The 6,088-nt window shown below is 39.1% G+C and carries 7 protein-coding genes; all 7 read right to left on the minus strand.

Features of this window, described 5'->3' with window-relative positions; all coding sequences use genetic code 11:
* Positions 1-2: 2 nt before the first annotated feature.
* Positions 3-1,322 (minus strand): flagellar protein export ATPase FliI, encoded by a 1,320-nt coding sequence (fliI, locus tag V7122_RS13595; protein ID WP_335347252.1) that lies wholly within the window; start codon positions 1,320-1,322, stop codon positions 3-5.
* Positions 1,319-2,104, minus strand: coding sequence for a flagellar assembly protein FliH (gene fliH, locus V7122_RS13600; RefSeq protein ID WP_335347253.1), 786 nt, complete (start codon positions 2,102-2,104; stop codon positions 1,319-1,321). The genes fliI and fliH overlap by 4 nt, the downstream gene beginning before the upstream one ends.
* Positions 2,088-3,104: a flagellar motor switch protein FliG gene (gene fliG, locus V7122_RS13605; protein WP_335347254.1), complete on the minus strand. Its 1,017-nt coding sequence runs from the start codon at positions 3,102-3,104 to the stop codon at positions 2,088-2,090. The genes fliH and fliG overlap by 17 nt, the downstream gene beginning before the upstream one ends.
* Before the next feature lie 12 nt (positions 3,105-3,116).
* Positions 3,117-4,712 (minus strand): flagellar basal-body MS-ring/collar protein FliF, encoded by a 1,596-nt coding sequence (fliF, locus tag V7122_RS13610; protein WP_335353191.1) that lies wholly within the window; start codon positions 4,710-4,712, stop codon positions 3,117-3,119.
* Between the two features lie 105 nt (positions 4,713-4,817).
* Entirely contained in the window at positions 4,818-5,126 is a 309-nt protein-coding gene (fliE, locus tag V7122_RS13615) for a flagellar hook-basal body complex protein FliE (RefSeq protein ID WP_335347256.1), read from the minus strand.
* A gap of 13 nt (positions 5,127-5,139) precedes the next feature.
* Positions 5,140-5,589, minus strand: a complete 450-nt coding sequence (gene flgC, locus V7122_RS13620; RefSeq protein WP_335347257.1) for a flagellar basal body rod protein FlgC — start codon at positions 5,587-5,589, stop codon at positions 5,140-5,142.
* 2 nt (positions 5,590-5,591) lie between these two features.
* Positions 5,592-5,987: a flagellar basal body rod protein FlgB gene (gene flgB, locus V7122_RS13625; RefSeq protein ID WP_335347258.1), complete on the minus strand. Its 396-nt coding sequence runs from the start codon at positions 5,985-5,987 to the stop codon at positions 5,592-5,594.
* Positions 5,988-6,088: the final 101 nt, after the last annotated feature.

Below are 6,088 nucleotides of genomic sequence, written 5' to 3' on the forward strand. Positions count from 1 at the left end.
AATTAATCTCCTTTCCCTAAAAGGCTATTTAATTGGTAAACACTTTCTTGAAAAGTTATTTTTTCATGCGTTCCCTGCTTTAAGAAGGAAATAATATTAGGATAGAGCCTTATAGCTTCATCAATTTCGCTGGATGACCCTTTTTTATATGCTCCGATATTAATTAAATCTTCGGCATTCATATAAGTACTCAATGCCTCTCGTAATTTCTCAGCTGCTCGTATATGTTCTGGTGGAACGATATTATTCATTACCCTGCTGACGCTTTTCAGCACATTAACCGCCGGATATTGACCTTTATTAGCAAGAGCGCGATCAAGAACAAAGTGACCATCCAATATCCCGCGGACTGTATCAGCAATGGGTTCATTCATATCATCACCATCTACTAAAACAGTATAAAATGCTGTAATGGATCCTTTTTCATTTGTACCAGTTCTTTCGAGAAGCTTTGGCAAAATAGCAAAAACAGAAGGGGTATATCCTTTTGTTGTCGGGGGCTCACCTATTGCAAGTCCAACTTCCCTTTGCGCCATCGCCACCCTTGTGACCGAATCCATCATCATCATGACATTTAGACCCTTATCGCGAAAATATTCGGCAATGGCTGTTGCTGTATAGGCCCCCTTAATTCTCATTAATGCTGGTTGATCAGACGTTGCGACAACGACAATAGAACGGCTTAAGCCTTCTGGACCAAGGTCACGCTCAATAAATTCACGCACTTCCCTGCCACGCTCTCCAATTAAGGCAATTACGTTTAAATCTGCAGTTGTATTCCTGGCAACCATGCCTAGCAGAGTACTCTTCCCTACACCACTTCCTGCAAAAATCCCAACCCGCTGTCCGATTCCAACAGTTAATAAACTATCGATCATCCGAACTCCGACTTCCATAGCAGAAGAAATAGGCGGTCTTTGGAGCGGATTGGGCGGAGCCTGCTCAGTTGGCGCAGAAGAAAGTCCTTTCGGCAATGGGGTTCCATCAAGAGGCTGCCCCATCGAGTCAATGACTGAGCCGATCAGCTGAGCCCCAACTTTTATTTCCAATGGCCTTGATGTCGCTTCTACCAGGCTGCCAGGTGAAATATCATTAATAGTTGTATATGGCATCAAAATAACTTCTTCGTTTTTAAAACCGACTACTTCCGCCTGAATGGTTCTTTTTCGATTATTGCCTACATGAATATAGCAAACATCGCCAATCGAGCTTTCAGGTGGTCCCTGGGACTCAATCATTAAACCTACTACTCTCTTTACTCTTCCATAGCGTTTAAAGGAGTCTAGCTGATCAATTTGCTCAATGACATCCAAAAGCTTCATTCCTGCTCACCCTCTAGCATTTCAATAAGCTTTCGTTTTATTTCTTCTAGCTGACTATCAATACTGGCATCAATTCTCCCATTTACCGATTCAATGATGCAGCTTGATACTGCTAATTCATCATCTGGATAAATAAATAAATCTATTTCTTTTGGAAAAATCATTTTTAGTTCTTCCTTATTTGAAAGAAGAAAATCATAGTGTCTTGGATGAACATGCAATTGAACCTCTTGATTGTCCCTTGCTTCTTTTAGCGCCCGTCTGACAATAAGTAAAAATTCTTCCTCATTCTCTTCGATCGTTTTCCCTAATATCTTTTGGGCTACTTTGATCCCAATCTCAAGTATTTCTCTTTCTGAAGATTCAACATGGCTTCGGTAGTCTTTTTTGGACGATTCTACGATATCATGTGCTGATTGAATGACTTCATGGTATTCTACATATCCTTTTTCTCGGCCTTCTGTTAATCCTGCTTCGAATCCGGTTTGATGTGCTTCTCCAGCCATTCTTTCTTTTTCTTGCTCAAAGGCTTGAATATTTTCATCTAGCTGCTGACGAATCAATTCCGCTTCATGTCTTGAGCTGTTTAATATTTCTTCAGCTTTCCTATGCGCCTCTTCAATCAGTGATTGCACTTGTTCTTCCATATTTATTGTAGCTGAAACGAATTCATCTTCTAGAACTTCCGGTTTAAAAACCTTGATTGCGATGACTTTTTTGTCGTTTTGGACAGGATTAACTAAAGGCGGCACTCCTTTGATTAACCTAGACAATGATATCATCTCCTCCACCGCGGGCAACGACGATTTCTCCAGCTTCCTCTAGGCGGCGGATAATGGCAACAATCCGTGATTGGGCCTCTTCTACATCTCGAAGTCTAACTGGCCCCATATATTCCATCTCGTCTTTAAACGTTTCAACCATACGCTTAGACATATTTTTGAAAATAATTTCCTTAACTTCATCGCTTGAAACTTTAAGTGAAAGCATAAGATCTTCACTTTCACAATCGCGGATAACTCGCTGTATTGCGCGGTTATCGAGGGTAACAATATCCTCGAATACAAACATTCTTTTCTTAATTTCTTCCGCAAGCTCTGGATCCTGAATTTCTAAAGCATCCAAAATTGTCCGCTCAGTAGAACGGTCAACCCCATTTAAGACGTCAACGACTGCTTCAATTCCGCCAGTTTGTGTATAGTCCTGTGTAACAGTTGCTGAAAGTTTTCTTTCGAGTATTTGTTCCACTTCATTAATAATTTCTGGCGCTGTGCTATCCATGACGGCAATTCTTTTAGCAATATCTGCTTGCATTTCCTGCGGAAGCTCCGATAGGATTTGCCCTGCCTGAGCGGCATCCAAATACGATAATATTAATGCTATCGTTTGCGGATGCTCATTTTGGATAAAGTTAAGGATTTGAGCCGGGTCTGCTTTCCTTGCAAAGTCGAAAGGTCTCACCTGCAAGGAAGACGTTAGCCTATTAATGATAACAGCTGCCTGCTCATTCCCAAGTGCTTTTTCTAAAACCGTTTTTGCATACCCAATACCGCCTTGGGAGATATAATCCTGAGCTAACGCGATATTGTGAAATTCCTCTACGACTTCTTCTTTTGCCAGTGAATCAACTTTTTTGACACCAGAGATTTCTAAGGTTAATTTTTCTATTTCTTCTTCACTTAAATGCTTATATACAGATGATGCAACATCAGGTCCAAGTGATATTAGAAGTATGGCCGCTTTTTGCTTACCCGATAGCTCTTTTTGATCTTTCTTTGCCATTACCCATACCCCCTAATCTTCAGCAATCCAAGTACGCAGAAGCTTTGCAAAATCCTCTGGCTTTTCCTTTGCCATTTTTTCAAGCTGTTTTTTGCGCATTGTGCTTTCTGTCTCGTGCTCCTCATTAACGTCCGGAACATGAATGACTTCCTCAACTTCTAATAGTTCCTGTTCTTCTGCTTTTTGTTTTCTTCTTGCCCTAATAAATAAGAAGATTAGTAGAACGATTATGGCAAGAAGCACACCAGCTACAATGTAAGCCCATAGTGGCAGAACTTGCTTAACATCATTAGGGAATTCTACTTTTCCTTTAAATGGCTGAACTGAAACGACAACTTTGTCATTAATCGCTTCATCCGTTAATTCTTCTGATCCTGCTTTTTTATCGATTGTCGTACGAACAATCGTGGCAAGAATCTTGGTTATATCATCTACTCTTTCCTGAGGAAGAGAAGCTGGATCCTCTGGCTGTGGCGGCTCAACCATGACTTGTATGCCTAAATCTCTTACTTTATATGGGCTCTCAACTATTTCTTTGCGAATTTTATTTACTTCATTATTTATCGTTTCTTCGATTTTTTCATAATCACCATTTGCCCCATTTCCTTCTAAATAAGAAGAACCCGGAACATCTGCAGGATCCTCAGCAGCAGCAAGGCCACCTGCTTGATCTGCATTTCCTGTAAAGGTTTCCGTTATTTTTTGGGCGCTAATAGCAATGCCGGCCATATTTTCTTCGTCTACTGGAGTGACTAGATTTTCCTCTCTGTTCTCCTGTGTAAAATCAACATCAGCCGTCACAGACACAACAACTTTGTCATGTCCCATTAGTGTGCCTAACATTCCTTGTACTTGGCGCTGCACATCTCGCTCAATTTGCTTTTTAATTTCATGTTGTTCGGCAAATGTTGAGCCAGGTGTAGAATTTTGATTATTTTTTAAATCAAAGTACTCAAAGAATTGATTAGTAATGACGATATTATCAGTAGGCAGATTAGGAATACTTTTTGATACTAAATGATACAGTGCTTGAATTTGAGATTCTTCAAATTGATAACCTGATTTTGTATTTAAAACAATAGAAGCTGATGCTTCTTCAGAAGGATCTTTAACAAAAATTCCTTTTTCGGGGAGGTTAATCATGACCTTTGCGTCAGTAACCCCTTCAATCCCTCTTATTAAATTTGCTAATTCTGTTTGCATTGTATCTAATTTGATCATTTTAAATTCATTTTCCGTTGTACCTATACCAGCGTTCTGACTGAAAAATGAATAATCGATATTACCAGATTTCGGTATCCCCTCAGCTGCAAGTTCAACTTTAAGTGTATCTACTACTTCCTCTGGCACTTTAATCGTAGTTCCACCGTCTGCTATTTCTGATTTAATGCCTCTGCCGTCTAAACTCTCTTTAATAGTCCCTGTTTCAGAGGGTGTAAGATTGCTATAAAGCGGAACTAATGTAGTCCTAGTCGCTAATAACGATGCACCTGTAACAATTATGATAAATAAAAGGACGGAACCAAAAAGCAGAACCTTCTGCTTTTTGGTTCGACTTTGCCAAAATCCTTGGATATTTTCTTTATATTTCCGAAACGATTCTTTCATTTCAATCCCCCGGTTATTCTGTCTCACTCTTTGGCAGCTAATAACCGCAAAACAGAAGTTTTTAGCTTTAAAATTGTTTTTGTATGTATGAAACCAATGAATCTATTACACTTGCATTCGCATAGTCTCTTGATAGGCTTCAATGACTTTATTGCGAATTTCAAGTGTTGCCTGCAATGTAACACTCGCTTTTTGAGAGGCAATCATGACTTGATGCAAATCAACATTTTCACCTTTTACGAGTTTTTCAGTCATTTTGTCTGATTCATTTTGGAGCTTATTTAATTCTTGAATTGAATTTTTTAGTACGGACGCAAAACTCTTGTGAGCTTCGAATGGTGTATATGTATGAGTCTGTTTAGTTTCCTGTGGCCTTAAAATATTGCTAACAGAAGGGAATCCGACATTATTCATTTATTCTGCTCCTCTATTTTCCAATTTCTAATGCTTTCATTAACATGCTTTTGGAAGCATTAAGAACGGTCACGTTCGCTTCATATGATCTTGTTGCACTTATTAGGTCTACCATTTCCCGCAAAGGGTCAACATTCGGCAGCTCAACGTATCCTTCATCATTTGCATCCGGATGCTCTGGATTATAAACGAGCTTAAACGGTGTTTCGTCTTCAATAATTCTTGTAGCCTTCACTCCATTACCGGCACTAGAACGATTCATTGCGTTATTTAGAAAGTTGGAGAACTGCCCTTCTTTCGGTTCAAGTACGACCGATTTACGGCGATAGGGCTGCCATTCGCCATTAACTAGCTTTCCTCTCGTTGATTCCGCATTCGCCATATTCGATGAGATGACATCCATTCTTAATCTTTGTGCTGTTAAAGCAGAAGCAGAATTATTCATGCTATGAAAAATGGACATGTCTACTTACCTCCCCTTATAACAGTCTGCAAGCTTGAAAACTTACCGCTAATTCGGTCTATAAGTGCATTGTAATAAATTTGGTTTCCGGCTAAGTCTGTCATTTCCTTATCAATATCCACGCTATTACCGTTATGATTATAAGACACGTTTTTCCGATTAATGATTCCCGCATTCGAAAGCGGACTGCTTTTAAAGGAAAAATGTCTTTGATCGGTCCGATTAGCTTCTATTGATCGGTTAACTGCCGTTTCCAATGATTGCTTAAAGCTAACCTCTTTTGCTTTATATCCAGGAGTTGCTTCATTTGCTATATTTTGTGATATAACTTTTTGTTTTAGAGAAGAATAATTTAGACCATTTTCAATAGTCGTAATTGAATTAGAAAATAACTTCATAAACGCACCTCATTATTGCTATTTTCAATGTCAAACCACAATCCGTTTAATATGTAGAATTTTGAAGAAAAAGAAACTTATATGTCGCTTACCTTTTATTG

The organism is Bacillus sp. JJ1532 (genome assembly GCF_036965085.1).
Classification (GTDB): Bacteria; Bacillota; Bacilli; order Bacillales; family Cytobacillaceae; genus Cytobacillus.

Coding starts and splice junctions, on each gene's coding strand:
- fliG (WP_335347254.1), bottom strand. CDS start 3,104: ATGGCAAAGAAAGATCAAAAAGAGCTATCGGGTAAGCAAAAAGCGGCC.
- fliI (WP_335347252.1), bottom strand. CDS start 1,322: ATGAAGCTTTTGGATGTCATTGAGCAAATTGATCAGCTAGACTCCTTT.
- flgB (WP_335347258.1), bottom strand. CDS start 5,987: ATGAAGTTATTTTCTAATTCAATTACGACTATTGAAAATGGTCTAAAT.
- fliH (WP_335347253.1), bottom strand. CDS start 2,104: ATGATATCATTGTCTAGGTTAATCAAAGGAGTGCCGCCTTTAGTTAAT.
- flgC (WP_335347257.1), bottom strand. CDS start 5,589: ATGTCCATTTTTCATAGCATGAATAATTCTGCTTCTGCTTTAACAGCA.
- fliF (WP_335353191.1), bottom strand. CDS start 4,712: ATGAAAGAATCGTTTCGGAAATATAAAGAAAATATCCAAGGATTTTGG.
- fliE (WP_335347256.1), bottom strand. CDS start 5,126: ATGAATAATGTCGGATTCCCTTCTGTTAGCAATATTTTAAGGCCACAG.